Raw genomic sequence first — 1,380 nt, 5'->3', positions numbered from 1 at the left:
CCGTCAAGGACGAGCGTGGGCACCGGGTGGATCGCCACGCCGTCGGACGCCGTGAACCCCAGGTGGCGGAACCCCCGGTCCCGTCCGACGAACGACGCCACAAAGTCGTTGGCAGGAGCACGCAGGATTTCCTCGGGAGTGGCGTACTGGGCCAGTTTGCCGCCCACGGCAAAAACAGCCACCTTGTCCCCCAGGACGGTGGCTTCATCAATATCGTGGGTGACGAAAACAATGGTTTTGGCAAGGTCCTTCTGCAGCCTCAGCAGCTCCTGCTGCAGTTCGTCGCGCACTACCGGATCCACGGCGCTGAACGGCTCATCCATCAGAAGGACAGGCGGATCGGCGGCGAGCGCCCGGGCTACGCCGACGCGCTGCTGCTGACCGCCGGAGAGTTGGGACGGGTACCGCTTGCCGAGCGCGGACGCCAGCCCGACGACGTCGAGCAGTTCTTCGGCACGCTTGCGGGCTTCAGTCTTGGAAACGCCGTTGAGGCGCGGCACGGTGGCGATGTTGTCCAGCACGGAGCGGTGGGGCATCAGGCCGGAGGACTGCATCACGTATCCCATGGAACGCCGCAGTTCGGCAGCCGGGACGCTGGTCACGTCCCGCCCATCCACGGTGATTACACCGGAGGTTGGTTCCACCATCCGGTTGATCATCCGCAGCGAGGTGGTCTTTCCGCAGCCGGAAGGACCCACGAAGACGGTGATGGAACCTTTGTCGATGGACATGGTGAGCTGGTCCACGGCCGGATTCCCGCCCTGATACTGCTTGGTGACGCTCTGGAACTCAATCATGGCTTGGTCCATTCTGCGGACTTTCCCGTTCTGTTGGATGGCATCGGACAGTGGAGAAAGCTGGTCATCAGCACACTGATATTTACGGTAACGCAATCCGTTCCCAGCGTAACCAGTACTGAAGGCAATCCGGGCAAGAGAATCCCTACTGTAATCATTCGGAGCCGGGGCCCGCGCGGATGGGAAGCAGTCACTTGCCCTTACCCGGCCACCTGCCTGGGCCTAGAGTTGGACTGTGACCAACCTGGAAGCCGCTCCCCAAGAGGATATTTGCCCGCCCGCCGGCCCTGAGGGGATCTCGGGGCCATGCGTGGTGCTGTGGCCCGAACGTGAGGTTCCGCTGGGAGGCGTCCGGGCAATGAACGTCCGGAGAACCCTTCCCCAGCGCGGCCTGCCAACCATCGGCGCCTGGTGTTTCCTGGACAGCTTCGGTCCGGACAGGACAGCCATGTCTGTCCTTCCCCATCCGCACATCGGGCTGCAGACGGTCACGTGGCCGCTGGCCGGGAACATCCGGCACCGGGACAGCGTCGGCAGCGATGTCGTGGTCCGTCCCGGTGAGCTCAACATCATGACCGCGGGG

2 protein-coding genes are annotated in these 1,380 nt (G+C 63.8%); one reads left to right on the top strand and one right to left on the bottom strand.

The window, feature by feature from the left end; genetic code table 11:
• Positions 1–809, bottom strand: an 809-nt coding sequence (locus DBR22_RS21650; protein ID WP_108600681.1) for an ABC transporter ATP-binding protein, incomplete at its 3' end; no start/stop codon positions are given.
• 223 nt (positions 810–1,032) lie between these two features.
• On the opposite strand from DBR22_RS21650, the gene DBR22_RS21645 reads away from it, so the two are divergent.
• Positions 1,033–1,380, top strand: a 348-nt coding sequence (locus tag DBR22_RS21645) for a pirin family protein (protein ID WP_146187615.1), incomplete at its 3' end; no start/stop codon positions are given.

This window comes from Arthrobacter sp. HMWF013 (assembly GCF_003061105.1).
Lineage (GTDB): Bacteria > Actinomycetota > Actinomycetes > Actinomycetales > Micrococcaceae > Arthrobacter.
The sequence above is the reverse complement of the archived record's forward strand: the minus strand, read 5'-3'. Positions and strand labels throughout refer to the sequence as shown.